Raw genomic sequence first — 15,918 nt, forward strand, 5'->3', positions numbered from 1 at the left:
GGGTGAGCTCGTACAGACCCGGTCCGCGCATGCTGACCACGCTGGTCGCCCTTGCGCTCGTCGTCGGTGCGTGGAGCTGGTGGAACGACGACAGCCACACGACGATCCGCGCGCACTTCACCAGTGCCGAGGGACTGAACGTCAACGACGACGTGAAGGTGCTGGGCGTCAGCGTCGGCAAGATCGCTGCCATCGAGAACGAGGGCGACGACGTCGTCGTGACCCTGGAGGTCGACGGAGACCAGCCGATCCCGGAAGGTGCTCGGGCCGCGATCGTCGCGCCCAGCCTGGTCAGCGGACGATTCGTCCAGCTCGCGCCCGTCTGGACATCCGGCGACCGGCTCGAGGACGGCGACGCGATCGGCATCGAGCGCACGGCCGTGCCCGTCACCTTCGACGACGTGAAGGCGCAGCTCACCGATCTGGCGACGACTCTCGGACCGCAGAAGGGCGAGCAGGGCGGTGCCCTCGCCACGACCATCGTCGCGCTCGAGAAGAGCCTGAGGGGCGGGAACTCAGGACTGCTCCGCAAGGCGGTCATCGAGCTGCACGATGCCGCGGCAGCCCTCTCGGACGGTCGGTCCGACCTGTTCAGCACGGTCCGGAACCTCGACCGCTTCACCCGCAACCTGGCTCTCAACGATGCGGCAGTTCGAGGCTTCACGGACGAGCTGGCTGCGGTGGGCACGGTGCTCGCCGACAACCGCAGCACGCTGCGCGGTGCCCTGCGAGACCTCGCCGACGTACTGGCGACGACCAGGAAGTACGCGCGACGCCATCACACGGGACTCACCAGCACGGTCCGCGACCTCAACCTCCTGATGGCCGCCGTGGCCGACAGGTCGAACGAGCTCGCGGGGATCTTCCACGTCGGCCCGCACGCCCTCATCGGTCTCCACAACGCGATCGAGGACAACGGGGTCATGACGCGTACGAGCGCCGCCGGGTTCGACAGCATCGGCCACCTGCTGTGCGGCGCGTTGCTCGGCATCGGCGGGACCACCCAGCAGTGCCAGAACACGCTCGACCCGTTGTTCGACCTGCTCGAGCGTTCACCGGGCGGTCCGTCATGAGGGCCAGAGCTCTCTGGGGCGTCGCGGTCATCGCCACCCTCCTCACCTCGGGATGTGCGATCCAGCCGAACGACAACACGCTGCCCGGACAGACAGCGGTCGGTGACGACGGCTACACCGTCAGCGTCCACTTCGACCAGATCGAGAACCTCGTCCCCAACTCGACGGTCCAGAAGGACAACGTGGTGATCGGCACCGTCGGCAAGATCGAGGTCGACGGCTGGGAGGCGGTCGTCGAGCTCCACCTGCTCGACGATGCTCCACTGCCCGCGGACGCGATGTTCTCGATCGGCCAGAAGACCCTGCTGGGCGCGCAGTACGTCGAGGTGTCGACAGCCGCCGCGGAGACCGCGGCCCGGCCCGCCGTGCTTCGCGAGGGTGACGTGATCGGTGTCGAGCAGACGGGCGCGTACCCCGCGACGGAGCAGGTCCTCGGTGCCGTGGCCCTGTTGCTCAACAACGGCGGGCTCTCCCAGATCAGCACCATCACCGGGGAGCTGTCGACCGCGCTCGCCGGCCGGGTTCCCGACACCAGGAGCCTGATCCGTCATACGAACCAGCTGCTCGCCGTACTCGACTCCAACCGCAACGAGATCGTCTCGGCCCTCGAATCCCTCGACGCGCTCGGTGCCGGCCTGCGCAGCGACCAGGCGGAGCTCGTGCACGCCGTCAAGCGGATCAGTCCCGGCCTCCGGCTCCTCGAGGAGGAGCGCGAGCACCTGGTGAAGGCAGTGACGGACACCGCCCGGGTCAGCAATCGCGCGGCGCGAGTGATTCGGGTGAGCGAGCCTGCGCTGATGGCCAACCTCGACGCCCTGGGCCCGATCCTCACCAACCTCGGCAAGGTCAGTGAGGCGCTGCCTGAGGCGTTGAAGCTGGGCCTGACGATCCCGTGGCCGGCCATGACCACCCACAACGCCATCAAGGGCGACTACTTCAACCTCTTCACCACCCTCGACCTGCGGACATCGACCCTCGACGAGGCCTGGCTGCGAGGCGTCCCTCCCGAGCTCCAGGCCGGAAACCCGCTCGAGGACCCGCTGGCCCTTCCGGACAGCGCGGGTGACGGTGCCCGTCCCGATCCGGGCGACCGCCTCGGCGAGCAGCTGGGCAACCTGCTGGACCTTCCGCTGGATCTTCCGCTGGGGCAGGACGAAGGCGGCAGCACCGCCCACGGCTGCCTCCTCTCGCTGTTGGGACTCTGCTGATGCTGCTCACCCGCCTGATCACGTGGCAGCTGCGGATCTTTGCTGCACTCTCGGCGCTGGCGCTCGGCCTCGCCTTCGTTGCCTACGCCAAGGTTCCGTCGATGGTCGGCATCGGTGTGTACGACGTGACGGTCGACTACGCCGACGCGAGCGGCCTCTACCCCAAGGCCCTGGTGACCTACCGCGGAGTCAAGGTCGGCACGGTCGTCGATCTCGAGGTGACCGACGACGGCGCGGTGGCGACGCTGCGCATCGACAACGATGCCGACATTCCCCAGGGCTCGGCGGCCGAGCTGCACAGCACCTCGGCGATCGGCGAGCAGTACGTCGACCTGGTGCCGCCCGCCGCCGCCGAGGGGCGGGCGCCGTTCCTGTCGGACGGAGCCAGGATCCCGAGAGAGCGCGCGGTCGAGATGCCTCAGATCACGCCCGTGCTCGAGGCGGTCAACCGCTTGCTGGCGTCCGTGCCGAAGCAGGAGACCCGCCGGGTGCTCGACCAGGTCGGCGACGGACTCGGCGGGCGATCCGCGGACCTGGCGGGGATCATCGACTCGTCCGGACAGCTGCTGACCGAGGCACAGGCGAACATCGAGACCACGACCTCCCTGCTCACCGCCCTTCGTCCCGTACTCGCCACCCAGGTCGATCTCGCAACGAGCACGCGCACCCACGCTTCCGCCCTGAATGCACTGACAGCCGCGATGGCGGCCGACGGCAGTGCGGACCTGAGCGCCCTGCTCCGGGACGGCCCGGGCGGACTGGACGCATCGACGGACATCGTCACCGAGCTGCAGCCGACGTTGCCGATGCTCCTCACCAACGCGACGACCAACGCCGACGTCCTCAACACGTACCTGCCGGGGATCAAGCAGACCCTCGTCGTCTATCCGGCGACCATCGCCCGGCTGCAGGGAGCGATCAACCCCCGTGCCGGCCTGGGCGATGCCGAGTTCGACCTGCGCGCTGCGCTGAACGACCCGCCCAGCTGCAAGGCGGGCTACACGCCAGTTCGTGCTCGTCGTGCGCCGAGCGACACCAGCCGCCGGGACGCAGATCCACTGGCGCACTGCGAGATCCCGGCTGACGACCCGATCGCCGTACGCGGTGCGCGCAACCTGCCGTGTCCGAGCTCGACGCGCCGCGGGCCGCTGCCGGCGTCGTGCGGCCTGCACTTCCGCCGGGGTGTCTGGCCCGACACCAGCGGCACGGTGGCCTACGACCTCGCGATCGGTCGACAAGACGATGCACACGACCTCGACGTCACCGAAGGCAAGGGAGAAGAGCTGTGGAAGATCCTGGTCCTGGCACCGCTGTCGGTGGGCTGAAGGAACGGCTCGACGAGATCCGCGCACGGGTCTCGTGGAAGCCCGTTCTCGCCGCGGTGACGGTGGGAGCACTGCTGGCGCTCGCCGGCGAACGGGCACTTGCCTGGCAGGAGGACCGTCAGCACCTCACGGACACGAAGGACGCTGCTGCTGCCGCCACCACCGAGGTGAACGGCCTGATCGCCGTCAGCAACGACACGTCTGACGAGGCCCTGACGAGCCTCCTGGACGGCGCCACAGCGGGCTTCCGGACCGAGCTCGAGGCCCAGGCCGACCGCCTGCGCACCGCGTTGAAGAAGAACAAGGTCATGGCAACCGGGGACGTCGTGTCCGCCGGCGTCGTGAAGCTCGACGACGGCCGGGCGACGGTGATCGTCGCGGCGACCGGGACCGTGTCGAACACGAAGACCGCGGCGGCGGAGCCCCGCAACTACCGCCTGCGCGTCGACCTGCAGCAGCAGGGCGACCAGTGGCTCGTCTCAGGACTGGAGTTCGTGGCATGAAGCCGTTCCGTCTGCTCGCCGTCGTCGCGGTGCTGGTTGGGCTCACTGCGGTGCTCGCCGCCGGATGGCAGGCGCATCGATCCGCCGAGAGGGCGGCGGCACGGGTGGACGCCCTGTCGGCTGCCAGGACGCGGGTCCCGGACCTGCTGAGCTACGACGCGGGCACGTTGGAGCGGGACCTCGATCGGGCCCTGGACCAGACCACGGGAGACTTCGCTGACGACTATCGCAAGATCCTCGCCGACGTCGTCGAGCCGACGGCCAAGAGCCGCGGCATCACCACCAAGGCCTCCGTCAGTGCCGCGGGCGTCGTGTCCGGCGGCACCGACGAGGTGGTCGTGCTCGTCTTCCTCACGCAGACGACGACGGCAACGGGTGACCGGTCCTCGGTCTCGGGAAGCAGGGTCGAGGTGGCCATGGAGCGCGTCGACGAGGTCTGGAAGATCTCCGGGTTGGAGCCGGTCTGACGGCCTTGGTCAGCGGTACGACGGCGTGCGCTTCGCGAGGAACGCGTCCACGCCCTCGATGCCGTCGGTCTCCGCGATGAGGCGTGCGATCGTCGACGACTCCTGGTCGAGCTGGGCAGTCAGCGTGCGGCCGGCGGACTCAGCCATCAGCCGCTTCGCGTGGGCAAGGGCGTCGGATGCGCCGTCGAGCAGCGTGGCCACCACGGACTCGACGACCGTTGCGAGCTGTTCGCTGGGGACGGCTCGGCTGACCAGTCCCCAGTCAGCGGCTTCCGCACCGGTCACGACGCGGTTGGTGAGCACGAGGTCCATCGCGCGGACCCAGGAGATGCGGTTCGGGATCACCCAGGTCAGTCCGCAGTCGGGTGTCAGGCCGGACGCGGTGTAGGCCAGGACCAGCTTCGCCTCCGCTGCGGCGATCACGATGTCGCCGCTCAGCGCGAGCCCGAGCCCGCCCCCGGCTGCGGTGCCGTTGATGACCGACACCACGGGCACGTCCAGCGCCCGGAGGGCGGCCAGCCCGGCATGCAGGTCGTCGGCGGTCGCCTTCACGGCAGCGCCGCGGTCTGCCGCGCTACCGAACTCCGCCAGGTCGCCGCCGACGCTGAACACCCGGCCCTGGGCGCTCACGACGACGACGCGAGCGTCGCCGCGGGCTGCGTCCGCGGCAGCCATGTCGGCTGCGGTGCGCAGCGCCCGACCCATCTGCCGGTCCAGGCTGTTGTGTGCTCGAGTGTGCACCAGCTCGATCCGGGCGACCCGGTCCACGAGGTCGTAGGTGATCCGGTCATGAATGTGCTCGGGCATGTTGCTTCTCCTTGTCGTGGTGGTCCGGCCGGCCTCGCGGGAACATTCGCTCGCGGCGCAGAAAAAGGTCGGCCATGCCCCCGCTCCGGAGAGCGGGAACATGACCGATGAGGACAGGTCCTAGGCGAGGCGTTCGATGAGCATGGCCATGCCCTGGCCGCCGCCCACGCACATGGTCTCCAGGCCGATGGTCTTGTCCTGGGAACGCAGGTTGTTGATCAGGGTCCCGGTGATGCGAGCGCCGCTCATGCCGAAGGGGTGGCCCAGGGCGATGGCGCCACCGTTGATGTTCAGCGTGTCCTCGTCGAGCTTGAGCTCGTCAGCAGACCCGAGCACCTGTACCGCGAAGGCCTCGTTGATCTCGGCCAGGTCGATGTCACCGACGCTCATGCCCGCGTGGGCGAGCGCCTGCTTCGTCGCCTCGATCGGACCGAGGCCCATGATCTCGGGGGAGAGGCCGGTGACTCCGGTGGAGATGATCCGGGCGAGCGGGGTGAGGCCGAGCTCGCGAGCACATGCGTCCGACATCACCACGAGTGCGGCGGCGCCGTCGTTCAGCGGGCACGCGTTGCCTGCGGTGACCGATCCACCTTCACGGAACACGGGCTTGAGTCCCGCCAGCGCGTCGTACGTCGTGCCGAACCGCGGGCAGTCGTCGTCGGACACGACCGTGCCATCGGCGAGGGTGATGCTGGTGATCTCGGACGCGAAGTGCCCGCGCTTGATGGCTGCCTCGGCGCGCTGCTGGGAGCGCAACGCCCACTCGTCCTGGCGCTGCCGGGAGATGCCGGTGACCGAAGCGACGTTCTCTGCGGTCTCGCCCATGTCGAGGTAGACGTCGGGAACGAGACCGTCCGTGCGAGGGTCGGTCCACGGTGCGTTGCTCACCTTGCGGCCTGCAGTCCGCTCCATCGCGTCGGCGAAGAACGGGTTCTCGGTGCCGGGGAAGTGATCGGAGCTTCCGCGGGCGAAGCTCGACACGGACTCGACGCCGGCCGAGATGTAGGCCGTGCCCTCCCCGGCCTTGATCGCGTGGAAGGCCATGCGGGTCGTCTGGAGGGAGGAGGAGCAGTAGCGGGTGATCGTCGTGCCCGGAAGCCGGTCCATGCCGAGCTGCACCGCGACGCGACGAGCCATGTTCCAGCCCTGCTCACCGCCGGGCAGGCCGCAGCCGAGGAGGAGGTCACCGAGCTCGTCGCGGTCGAGCCCGGGAAGGTCGTTGAGGAGGGACTCGACGACCTGCGCGAGGAGGTCGTCGGCGCGGATGTCCTTCAGGGAGCCCTTGAAGGCGCGTCCGATGGGGGAGCGGGTGTGGGCGACGATGACTGCTTCGGGCATGGGATCACTCTCTTGTCGTGTGGGTGCTGCGTCGTTGTCGGTCGGTGGACCGGTGGGGATGGAACGGGTGGATGAGGCCCCGGGGCACGGAGTGCGTGCCGCGCCCCAGGGCCTCGGTCACGGGAGCCTCGGTCAGGAGGCAGGGACCGGCTCGAGGGGGAGCATGGTGGTCTCGTCGTAGGGGATCGGACGGTTCTCCTTCGCCCAGAGCTTCTCCATCTCGGACTCCTCGGGAGGACCGATGAGGCCCTGGACGCGCCAGAGGTCGATCGGCGTCTCGTCGATGTGGATCTCCCAGTTGTAGCCGCGATCACGCACGTAGGGGGCGATGGTCGCCTCGAAGACGGACATGGCGAGCTTGCGGAACTCCGGGTCGTCCATCTGGCGGGCGATGTGGTCCACGACGAACCGGACGAAGTTCGTCTGCGGAACGCCACCGACGTACATCTCGTTCTCGGCCATCTCGTGGAAACGGATGACGACGTAGAACTCCGGCAGGTTGACGAAGTCGACGTAGACCTTGGTCAGGTCCTTGGACAGCTGCTGCTTGTCCTCGGGCGTGAAGGCGCCCTTCGGGGTGAAGATCTCCCAGTACGGCATTGCAAATTCCTCCTTGTGAGTGGTCCAGCCCGTCACGCGGTCTGGTGGGGCCGACCCGTCGGGTCGGGGTGGGTCGTCACACCGTCTTCAGGGCCGCGATCCGGTAGGCCTCGATGGCGTCGTAGTTGGTGACGGAACCCGGCGAGACGACCCGTTCCGGCGGAGCGCCGGCAAGGATCTTCTTGATGGGGGTCTCGAGCTTCTTGCCCGTGAGGGTGCGTGGCACCGCGGGAACTGCGGCCACGAGGTCGGGAACGTGGCGTGGCGAGAGCTCCCTGCGGATGATGGTCTTGAGCGCCTTCACGGTGTCGGCGTCCATCTCGTGGCCCTCGGCCAGCTGCACGAACAACATCAGCTCGCCGGGCCCACCCGTGAGGTCCTCGAGATGGACCACCAGGCTGTCCTCGACCTCAGGCAGCGCCTCGATGAGGTTGTAGAACTCGGCCGTACCGATCCGGACGCCTCCGCGGTTCAGCGTGGCGTCCGAACGGCCCTGGATCACGACGCTCTGGCGATCGGAGACCGTGACCCAGTCGCCGTGGCGCCAGATCCCCGGGTAGATGTCGAAGTACGCCGCGAGGTAGCGCTCCATGTCGTTGTCGTTCCAGAAGGCCACCGGCATGGATGGCATCGGCGCACGGATCACGAGCTCGCCGACCTGGTCGGTCACCTCGTTGCCGTCGTCGTCGAAGGCGGCGACGTCAGCGCCGAGCGTCGGCGCCGACAGCTCACCGCGATAGACGGGGACCCAGGGGTTGCCCGACACGAAGTTGGAGCAGATGTCGGTGCCGCCGCTCATGGAGTTGAGGTACACATCGGCCGGCAGGACGTCGTACAACCAGTCGTAGGCCTCGGCGGGCAGTACGGCGCCCGTCACCCCGAGTGTCCGAACCGCGCTCAGGTCGAAGGTGTCTCCCGGGCGCATGGACTCGTTGCGGCAGGCCATCAGGTAGCCGGGACTGGTGCCGAAGAGGGTGACTCCGGTCTCCGCCACGGTCCGCCACGGCTCCTCGAGGTCCGGGTGCAGCGGGTTGCCGTCCGTGACCACGATGCTCGCCCCGACCATCAGGGCGCTGACCAGGCAGTTCCACACCGTCCATCCGGTGGTGGTCATCAGCAGCACGCGGTCGCCGTCGCGGGTGTCGAGGTGCAGACCGTGGAGCTTGAGGTGCTCCAGGGTGATGCCGCCATGGCTGTGCACCACGGCCTTCGGCAGGCCCGTGGTGCCCGAGGAGAACAGGGTCCACAAGGGGTGGTCGAAGGACACCGGCTCGAACTCGAGGGGAACCTCTGTGCTCTGCTCCTCGAGCAACCATTCCCAGACGTGGGCGTCGGGGACCGTGTGGATGCCGTAGGTCAGGCCGACGACGTCTCGGACCGTCGGCAACGCGGCCCGGATCGTCTGCAGCTCGGCCGTGCGGTCCACTTCCTTGGTGCCGTAGGTGTAGCCGGAGACGGCGATCAGCAACGTGGGTTCGAGCTGGGCCAACCGGTCGATCACGCTCTTCGCGCCGAACTCGGGTGGGCAGCACGCCCAGGTCGCACCGAGGGAGGCCGTCGCCAACATGGCGACGACGGCCTCCGGGACGTTCGGGAGATAGCCCACGACACGATCGCCCTTGCGTACGCCGAGCGACTGGAACGCCGCGCGAGCTCGCCGCACCTGGTCGGTGAGCTCGCCAAAGGTCAGCTCCACCGGTGCTCTGGTCTGCGACCTTCCGACGATCGCGACGCGGCTGGGGTCGTCGACCCCGCCCAGGACGCTCTCGGCGTAGTTCAGCCGTGCTGTCGGGAACCAGCTGGCACCTGGCATCGCACGGTCGGCGAGGACGCAGTTGCCGCGGGAGCCCGCGACGTCGTAGAAGTCCCAGAGCGAAGCCCAGAAGTCCTCGAGGTCGTCCACGGACCATGCCCACAGGTCGTGGTAGGTGTCGAAGCGCCGACCGTGGTCGGCAAGCCAGGCGACGTACTTGCCGAGTCCGGTCGCGGCCAGCTCGGCGCCGGTGAACGCGGGACGCATGATGACGCCCGGGTCTGCGGCGAGGCCGGTGGGATCGGGACGATCGGTCGTGGTGCTCATCATCGATCGTTCAGGCGCGCAGGTGCTTGACGAAGTGGTCGCGTGCCGCGGAGGCGCACTCCTCGAAGCCGGGTCCGCCGTAGGCGTCGAAGTGGCCGCCGGAGAGCATCTTGAGCTCCTTGGGCTCCCGCGCGTCCTCGTAGGCGTCGAGCGCGAACTGGAACGGCGCCACGGTGTCGTTGTCGGCGACGAGCATCAGCAGCGGGGTGGGGGAGATCCGGCTGATGTAGCTGCCCGGTTCGTACTCCGAGGCCCACTCCAGGCTGCGAGCCGTCACCTCGTTCTTCCAGTTCGGGGCACGGGTCGCGCTGCCCTTGCTGAACCACTCGTAGGCGTCGGGGGCCGGCATCATCGCCTGCCCGGCGGGGTCCTCGGTGATGGCCGGGAGCAGCGCCGGCTCGCCGCCGACGAAGCGGTTGAGCCGGTCGCCGTTGAACTGGTCCCGGACGTGCGACGCGTGGTCGGCGCGTACCTGGGCACCGAACGACCGCGAGCCGGAGACGAACGGCACCTGCGAGACGACTGCCTTCACGCGCTTGTCGATGGCCGCCACGATCAGGGCATGCCCGCCGGCGAAGCTGGTGCCCCACACTCCGATCCGCGCGGCGTCGACCTCTGGACGAGTGCTCGCGTAGCTGATCGCGTTGCGGATGTCGCGGTGCTGGAGCACCGGGTCGGTCTCCTGGCGGGGGAGGCCGTCGCTCTCGCCGTAGTTGCGGTGGTCGTAGACGACGACGTTGAGGCCGGCCGCCGCGAAGTACTCGGCGTAGTCGTCGAGGTACAGCTCCTTGACGGCCGTCATGCCGTGAGTCATCACCACAGCGGGCGCGGGTGCTGTGGCGTTCTCTGCGGGGTAGAACCAGCCGCGCAGGGTGACGTCACCCTCGCCCTGGAATTCGATGTTCTCGCGAGTCATTTGGGGGCCGCCTTCTGTCGTGGTCTTGGGGTACTACGACCCTAGGAATCTGTGACCTGCGCCTCATAGAACGCCTGTGCCCGGCGTTGGTACCCGAGCGCCATGCGTCAGGCGATGCCGTGTGCACCGCGGTAGTCGCCCGGCGACATCGAGAACTCGCGACGGAACTCCCGGCCGAAGTGGCTGGCGTCGCAGAATCCCCAGCGGTGCGCGATGGCAGCGATGGAAGCGCTCGTGTGCACCAGGTCGTTGCGGGCTGCGGCGAGGCGGTGCGAACGCACCACTGAGCCCATCGTGTCGCCGGTGGCGGCGAAGGCGCGGTGAACTGTTCGAGGCGCGACGTTGTGTGCGGCCGCGAGGTCGCTGACCCGGACGGCACCGTCCGTGAGGTGGGCCAGGATCCAGTCCTCGAGCGCTTGGCGCAGGAAGGGAAGGAAGTCGGTCTCGCTGACGTCGGGTGCATGGGTCGCGCGGATCATTCCCGCGATCAGGACGAGAAGGGCAGTGCGGGCGCCTTCGACGTCAGCCGGCGACATCTGTTCCAGCTGCGCGTCCACGCCCATCAGGAAGTCCTGCGTCAACCGGGCCAGGGGGTTGGCCACGGTGTCCAGGCAGAGGAAGTCTGGCAGGCGCGCACCGGTGTCGTACGGCGCGAGGGCCGTCAGGGGAACGCGTACCGTGCGCTTGCTCATCGTCTCGGGCACGACGAAGCTGCCCGTGGTGCGTGTGCTCATCACCAGGATGGCGCCGGGGCGCAGGACGACCGTCTCCTGGGGCGTCTGGATGATCTGCCGGCCCGTGGTCACCGTGAAGACCAGCAGCGCCTCGGCGTCCTTGCCCGTCATCGCGGACCCGCGCACGCCCTCGACATCCGGGCTGCGCCAGTCGGTGATCAGGAGGTCGCCGAGGTCGCGTGCCGTCATCGTGCCGACGCCCGGAATGCGCCCGGTCGGGCGCAGGTCCATCGTCGCCACACGGTCGTTCACGGCGGCGCGCCAATGGAACTGGCGTTCATCGGTGAGGGCTTCCGAGAGGGGCGCAGGCTTGAACTGGGTCAGTGTCACGGTGGTGCTCCTGGTCTTTCATCGGTTGTTCGTAGTGTGCTTCGATGTGACCTCGGTTACTTGCCCTCAGACGACAAGGATTTGTCCTTGCGCGACACCGATCTCCCGATCCGTGCGTCGATCCTGCGCGGCCTGCCGGCCCTGATCACCGAGCTCGGCGGCAACGGCGAGGACTACCTCGCGGCGTACGGCATCGATGAAGGGTTGACGACCCAGCACGACGCCTTCGTCAGCCTGCAGGTCGTCGAACGCCTCATCGAGGACGCCGCGCAGCGTCTCGACCTGCCGGACCTTGGTCTGCGGATGGCTGCCCGGCAGGACCCGCACGTGCTGGGGCCGCTCGCCATCGCCATGGAGAACTCACGCACCGTCGGTGACGCGCTCGACTGTGCGAGTCGCTTCCTCTTCGTGATGAGCCCGGCCCTTTCACACGAGGTGATACCCGACCCGTTGGGAAACTCGGGTGTCCTGGCCATTCGCTTTGCCAGCTCGACGGGAACGGCCTCACCCCAGTCGATCGACTACGGCATCGGCCTCGTCCATCGGGTCGTGGAGCTGGTCAGCGGCGGGGGGCCCTACGGACTGCGCTCGGTGCAGCTGCCCCATGCAGCACTCGCCCCTGCGGTCACCTATCGCGAGCACTTCGGAGCAGAGGTGGCGTTCGACTGCGAGCACGCGATCCTGAGGGTGCCGCGGCACCTGCTGAGCGTTCCCGTCGTCGGGGGCAACGACCTGTTGCGCGACATCGCCGTCGACTTCCTGGAGACCCACTTCGGGCAGGACGACGTTCCGGTGACCGACCTGGTCATGAAGATCCTCGAAGGCCAGCACGGGCCGGATCGTCCGGACCTGGCGAAGGTGGCGCGCTTGCTGAGCCTCCACCCCCGGTCGCTCCAGCGACGTCTCTTCGCCGAGGGCGCCGGCTTCAAGGACCTGGTGGACCAGGTGCGGCGCGAAGAGGCGCGCAAGCTGATCACGACATCGGACATGTCCTTCGCGCGCATCGCTGCCCAGCTCGGGTTGGGGGAGCAGTCCAGCCTGACGCGTGCCGCGCGGAGATGGTTCGGTACGTCGCCGTCGCGGCTCCGGCGCGAAGCGACCGATCCCGAGCGGTGACTGCAGCCGAGCGCGGAAGGCGCGCCACGGAGGGTGGGGCACGGGCGTCCTACGGCGAGGCGCGGTCGTTCTAGTGGGGCGCCGCGGCGGCTTCATAGCCTGCTGTGACAGCCACCACAACGAAAGGCGCCTGGACCATGTCTCTGCCCGAATCCACCGAACAGTTCACCTTGGAGGACGTCGACGGCGTCCTCGTCGTGACGTTCTCCTCGAGCCCCCTGAACTACCTCAACGTCAATTCCCTCGACCAGCTCGGGAAGATCGTCCCGGTCATGGCCGATCCCAAGTACCGTGCCGTGGTCTTCCAGTCCCGCCCCGAGGAGGTCGGCTTCCTGACGCACTTCGCCGTCGAGGAGCTCTACGAGCTCGTCGTCAAGGAGCCGGAGACGTCGCGCTACGCCGCGGAGGTGGTGCGCCAGTTCAAGGCACTGCTGGACCAGGTCGCGGCTCTGCCCAAGGTCACGATCGCTGCGATGAACGGCGACACCATGGGCGGCGGCCAGGAGCTGGCGCTTGCGTGCGACATCCGGATCGGCGAGCGCGGCGACTACCGCTACGGCCAGCCCGAGGTGCGGCTGGGCATCATTCCGGGCGCGGGCGGCAGCCAGCGACTCTCCCGCCTCGTCGGCCTCGGCAAAGCCGTCAACATGATCCTGCGCGGCCTCGTCGTGACGCCGGAGGAGGCGCTCGACATGGGCATCGTGACCGAGGTCGTGGACGACGCTCCGGCGCGTGCGCTCGAGATCGCCCGCGAGATCGCCACGCTTCCGCCGGTCGGCATCGCCAAGGCGAAGGCGTCGATCTACAAGGGCTTCGACACCAACATCCAGGCGGGCTTCGAGATGGAGAGCCTGTTCTGGATGGAGGCGATGCAGTCCGACGACGCGAAGGCCGCGATGATCCACTTCCTCGAGCTGCCGTACGAGAAGCGCCGCGACTTCATCCAGAACGGACCGTTCCCCAAGAGCGCCGGCATCTGAACCCACCGCTTGATCCGCCGCGCACCTCCAGCGATCGCTGAGGGTGCGCGGCGGTGCGTTTGGACGATCAGGCGAGCCGGGGGAGCGCCCGGAACTCGACCTCGACGCCGCTGCAGGCAGCGGTGGTTGTCCGCGGTGGGTGAGCTGGCCGTTCCGCGGCCCGGAAGGTCCGGTCCAGGCACGACCACCATGCTCCGCCCACCCAGACGTTGCTGCGCAACGCGACCTCGGCCCGGCCGTCGGGGGAGCGGTAGCGCCCCACGACCAGCGGAGGCAGGGGCAGGTCGAACGGGTCGCTCGGGATCGTGACGGTCATCGTGCTGGCAGGTCGGGAGTCGTCGCGAAGAGGACGACGCCCTCGGACGCGGTGGTGCGCATGGCCGAGCCGCGGGCCACGAGCAGCTCCAGGTGGGCCTTCGTCTCCATCGCGGCGATGCCCTGGTTGAACAGGTCGAGCTCGTCGAAGGACCGCTCGTGGCGGGTCCAGGTGAGCTGGTTCGCTGCGTCGTACGCGGTCCGCCCGCCTCCTGCCAGGGTCGCGAGGCTCTTCGCCAGCCGTGTCTCGTGATGGAGCAGGAGCTCGTCCACCCGTGCATGGGTGGACGGGGCAACGGGACCGTGCGCCGGCAGGACCCGCAGGTCGGGCAGCGCCCGGACCTTGGTCAACGACGCCATGAAGTCGCCCAGGGGGTCGGGCGCCGGCGGCATCGTGAACCCGATCGACGGCGTGATCGTGGGCAGGATGTGGTCGCCGGCGAAGAGCAGGGAAGCGGACCGGTCGGCGAAGACGTAGTGGCCAGCGGTGTGCCCCGGGGTGTGCACGGCATTCAGGGTCCGCCCGCCGACCGGGATCTCGTGGTCGCCCTCGAACCAGGTGTCGGGGTAGAGCCAGACCGACTGGTTCGGCACGGCGCTCTCGACCTGGTTCCACCGCTCGGCGAGCTCTGCGGCGCCCGCGCTGACGAGACTGGCGAAGAACGGTGTCTCGGTGCGCGGCCGACTGTGGTCGTTGAGCAGGTCGAGGGTGGCCTTCTCGTCGGCTCCGAGCGCGACGTCCGCGCCGTACTCCTTTCCGAGCGCGGCCGCCATGCTGTAGTGGTCGCGGTGCACGTGGGTGACCAGGAACCGGTCGATGTCACCGAAGCCGGCCCCGAGCTGGCGCAGGCTTCGCTCGAAGACCTCTCGCGCCGCGTCGATCGCCCAGCCGCCGTCGATCATGGTGAGTCCGGCGTCGGTCTCGATGACGTACACGTTGACGGCCTTCAGCACGTCGGAAGGCAGCGGCAACGGGATTCGGTGGACACCCGGCGCCACTTGCCAGGCACCCTGGTCGGCCCAGTGCCGGCCCGAGTCCGGGGAGATGGCGTGGTTCGTGGGCGTGGAGCTGAACGAAGGAGTGACCGCGGGGGTCGCTTCGACCGGTCGGTCGATGTCCAGGAGGACCTTTCCGATCGTGCCGGCCTCGACCGCGTCGTGGGCAGCGGCGGCGTCGTCCAGCGGGTAGTGGTGCAGCGGCAGACCGACCTGCCGGCCCACTTGCAGGCCGCCGGATGCCACTGCAGCGTTGATGTCCTCAGCCGCAGCCTGCAGCAGCTCGGGATCGAGCGGATAGAGCAGCACGAATTGGTAGCGCACGTTCAGCCAGAACGTCCTGAGGATGTCGACCGTGAACGTGCTACCGCCGTTGTCGGCGTAGATGGCGATCGTGCCGTGGTTCCTGATGACCGCCAGGTCGAGCTCGTTGTTCTGTGCCGGAGCGACCTCGACCACGATGTCGACGCCGCCCGGTGCGATGGCCCGGATCGCGGCGGCCGCGTCGCTCGTGCGGTAGTTGACGACGTGTTGGGCGCCGGCTGCCGACGCGAGGGCGGCCTTCTCCGGGCCCGACACCGTGGTGATGACGGTTGCTCCGGCCCAGCGCGCCAGCTGGATCGCGCTGTTGCCGACCGCGCCGGCGCCACCCGCAACCAGAATGACTTTCCCGTCGAGTGCGCCCGGGCTGAGCCTCGTCGGTCCGTCCTGCGCCGAGGTCAGCGCCCGATGTGCGGTGACAGCTGGTACGCCGAGCGAGGCTCCGAGGTCGAAGCTTGCACCCGACGGCAGGGGGAAGACCCGTTCGACGGGTTGCACCGTGTACTGGCTCGAGGTGCCGTGGGCGCGTCCGTGTTGGGCCAGCAGCACCCAGACAGGATCTCCGACCGCCAGAGTCTCCACGCCGGGGCCGATCGCATCGATGACTCCTGCACCGTCCTGGCCTGGCGAGACCTCGTCGTGGGCGAGGGGGAACCGGGCACGGAATTTCCAGTCCGTGGGATTCACACCTGATCGGACGATGCGGACCCGCACCTCGCCGGTTCCCGGCTCCGGAAGGTCGCGGTGCACCAGGCGCAGCACGGAGGAAGGCCCATTCTCTGCATAGACGATGGCTCTCATTTTGCGCT

General features: G+C 68.7%; 15 protein-coding genes. 7 read left to right on the top strand and 8 right to left on the bottom strand.

Annotated elements, in window-relative coordinates:
* Positions 1-2: 2 nt before the first annotated feature.
* Genes ASD84_RS23270 through ASD84_RS23290 form a run of 5 tightly spaced genes read left to right on the top strand, consistent with a single transcriptional unit; the run spans position 3 to position 4,576 of the window.
* Positions 3-1,073: an MCE family protein gene (locus ASD84_RS23270; protein ID WP_162251589.1), complete on the top strand. Its 1,071-nt coding sequence runs from the start codon at positions 3-5 to the stop codon at positions 1,071-1,073.
* On the top strand, positions 1,070-2,281 hold the full coding sequence (locus ASD84_RS23275; protein ID WP_056716451.1) for an MCE family protein: 1,212 nt from the start codon (positions 1,070-1,072) through the stop codon (positions 2,279-2,281). The genes ASD84_RS23270 and ASD84_RS23275 overlap by 4 nt, the downstream gene beginning before the upstream one ends.
* Positions 2,281-3,606, top strand: a complete 1,326-nt coding sequence (locus tag ASD84_RS23280) for an MCE family protein (protein WP_056716455.1) — start codon at positions 2,281-2,283, stop codon at positions 3,604-3,606. Before ASD84_RS23275 ends, ASD84_RS23280 begins: the two co-directional genes overlap by 1 nt.
* The gene (locus ASD84_RS23285) at positions 3,567-4,109 is read left to right on the top strand and encodes a hypothetical protein (RefSeq protein ID WP_056716458.1); all 543 of its coding nucleotides are present in this window, start codon (positions 3,567-3,569) and stop codon (positions 4,107-4,109) included. The genes ASD84_RS23280 and ASD84_RS23285 overlap by 40 nt, the downstream gene beginning before the upstream one ends.
* Positions 4,106-4,576 carry a hypothetical protein gene (locus tag ASD84_RS23290; protein ID WP_056716460.1) on the top strand — a complete coding sequence of 157 codons (471 nt, stop codon included), beginning with the start codon at positions 4,106-4,108 and terminating at the stop codon, positions 4,574-4,576. Before ASD84_RS23285 ends, ASD84_RS23290 begins: the two co-directional genes overlap by 4 nt.
* Before the next feature lie 9 nt (positions 4,577-4,585).
* Here the strand turns inward: ASD84_RS23290 and ASD84_RS23295 are convergent, their stop codons facing one another.
* The 6 genes from ASD84_RS23295 to ASD84_RS23320 form a co-directional block, all read right to left on the bottom strand.
* On the bottom strand, positions 4,586-5,383 hold the full coding sequence (locus ASD84_RS23295; protein WP_056716463.1) for an enoyl-CoA hydratase/isomerase family protein: 798 nt from the start codon (positions 5,381-5,383) through the stop codon (positions 4,586-4,588).
* Positions 5,384-5,503: 120 nt separating this feature from the next.
* Entirely contained in the window at positions 5,504-6,721 is a 1,218-nt protein-coding gene (locus ASD84_RS23300) for an acetyl-CoA C-acetyltransferase (RefSeq protein WP_056716466.1), read from the bottom strand.
* A gap of 132 nt (positions 6,722-6,853) precedes the next feature.
* Positions 6,854-7,321, bottom strand: coding sequence for a tautomerase family protein (locus tag ASD84_RS23305; RefSeq protein WP_056716470.1), 468 nt, complete (start codon positions 7,319-7,321; stop codon positions 6,854-6,856).
* 76 nt (positions 7,322-7,397) lie between these two features.
* Positions 7,398-9,401 (bottom strand): acetoacetate--CoA ligase, encoded by a 2,004-nt coding sequence (locus tag ASD84_RS23310; RefSeq protein WP_200954702.1) that lies wholly within the window; start codon positions 9,399-9,401, stop codon positions 7,398-7,400.
* Between the two features lie 10 nt (positions 9,402-9,411).
* Entirely contained in the window at positions 9,412-10,317 is a 906-nt protein-coding gene (locus ASD84_RS23315; protein WP_056716473.1) for an alpha/beta hydrolase, read from the bottom strand.
* Positions 10,318-10,424: 107 nt separating this feature from the next.
* Positions 10,425-11,381: an AraC family transcriptional regulator gene (locus tag ASD84_RS23320; protein ID WP_200954703.1), complete on the bottom strand. Its 957-nt coding sequence runs from the start codon at positions 11,379-11,381 to the stop codon at positions 10,425-10,427.
* An 87-nt stretch (positions 11,382-11,468) separates the two neighbouring features.
* Between ASD84_RS23320 and ASD84_RS23325 the strand changes: the two genes are divergently transcribed.
* Together ASD84_RS23325 and ASD84_RS23330 are read left to right on the top strand one after the other, a co-directional pair.
* On the top strand, positions 11,469-12,497 hold the full coding sequence (locus ASD84_RS23325) for an AraC family transcriptional regulator (RefSeq protein ID WP_200954704.1): 1,029 nt from the start codon (positions 11,469-11,471) through the stop codon (positions 12,495-12,497).
* A gap of 137 nt (positions 12,498-12,634) precedes the next feature.
* Positions 12,635-13,477 (top strand): enoyl-CoA hydratase/isomerase family protein, encoded by an 843-nt coding sequence (locus tag ASD84_RS23330; protein ID WP_056716476.1) that lies wholly within the window; start codon positions 12,635-12,637, stop codon positions 13,475-13,477.
* Between the two features lie 67 nt (positions 13,478-13,544).
* On the opposite strand, the gene ASD84_RS23335 is transcribed toward ASD84_RS23330, so the two are convergent.
* Complete coding sequence (locus ASD84_RS23335; RefSeq protein WP_056716478.1) at positions 13,545-13,793, bottom strand: hypothetical protein; 249 nt, start codon at positions 13,791-13,793, stop codon at positions 13,545-13,547.
* Positions 13,790-15,910 (bottom strand): MBL fold metallo-hydrolase, encoded by a 2,121-nt coding sequence (locus tag ASD84_RS25935; RefSeq protein WP_235531240.1) that lies wholly within the window; start codon positions 15,908-15,910, stop codon positions 13,790-13,792. The genes ASD84_RS23335 and ASD84_RS25935 overlap by 4 nt, the downstream gene beginning before the upstream one ends.
* Positions 15,911-15,918: the final 8 nt, after the last annotated feature.

Source organism: Nocardioides sp. Root682 (assembly GCF_001427795.1).
Classification (GTDB): domain Bacteria; phylum Actinomycetota; class Actinomycetes; order Propionibacteriales; family Nocardioidaceae; genus Nocardioides.

Excerpts from the sequence above, each read along its gene's own strand:
- ASD84_RS23275 (WP_056716451.1), top strand. The coding sequence starts at position 1,070 with ATGAGGGCCAGAGCTCTCTGGGGCGTCGCGGTCATCGCCACCCTCCTC.
- ASD84_RS23280 (WP_056716455.1), top strand. The coding sequence starts at position 2,281 with ATGCTGCTCACCCGCCTGATCACGTGGCAGCTGCGGATCTTTGCTGCA.
- ASD84_RS23290 (WP_056716460.1), top strand. The coding sequence starts at position 4,106 with ATGAAGCCGTTCCGTCTGCTCGCCGTCGTCGCGGTGCTGGTTGGGCTC.
- ASD84_RS23295 (WP_056716463.1), bottom strand. The coding sequence starts at position 5,383 with ATGCCCGAGCACATTCATGACCGGATCACCTACGACCTCGTGGACCGG.
- ASD84_RS23300 (WP_056716466.1), bottom strand. The coding sequence starts at position 6,721 with ATGCCCGAAGCAGTCATCGTCGCCCACACCCGCTCCCCCATCGGACGC.
- ASD84_RS23305 (WP_056716470.1), bottom strand. The coding sequence starts at position 7,321 with ATGCCGTACTGGGAGATCTTCACCCCGAAGGGCGCCTTCACGCCCGAG.
- ASD84_RS23310 (WP_200954702.1), bottom strand. The coding sequence starts at position 9,401 with ATGAGCACCACGACCGATCGTCCCGATCCCACCGGCCTCGCCGCAGAC.
- ASD84_RS23315 (WP_056716473.1), bottom strand. The coding sequence starts at position 10,317 with ATGACTCGCGAGAACATCGAATTCCAGGGCGAGGGTGACGTCACCCTG.
- ASD84_RS23330 (WP_056716476.1), top strand. The coding sequence starts at position 12,635 with ATGTCTCTGCCCGAATCCACCGAACAGTTCACCTTGGAGGACGTCGAC.
- ASD84_RS23335 (WP_056716478.1), bottom strand. The coding sequence starts at position 13,793 with ATGACCGTCACGATCCCGAGCGACCCGTTCGACCTGCCCCTGCCTCCG.
- ASD84_RS25935 (WP_235531240.1), bottom strand. The coding sequence starts at position 15,910 with ATGAGAGCCATCGTCTATGCAGAGAATGGGCCTTCCTCCGTGCTGCGC.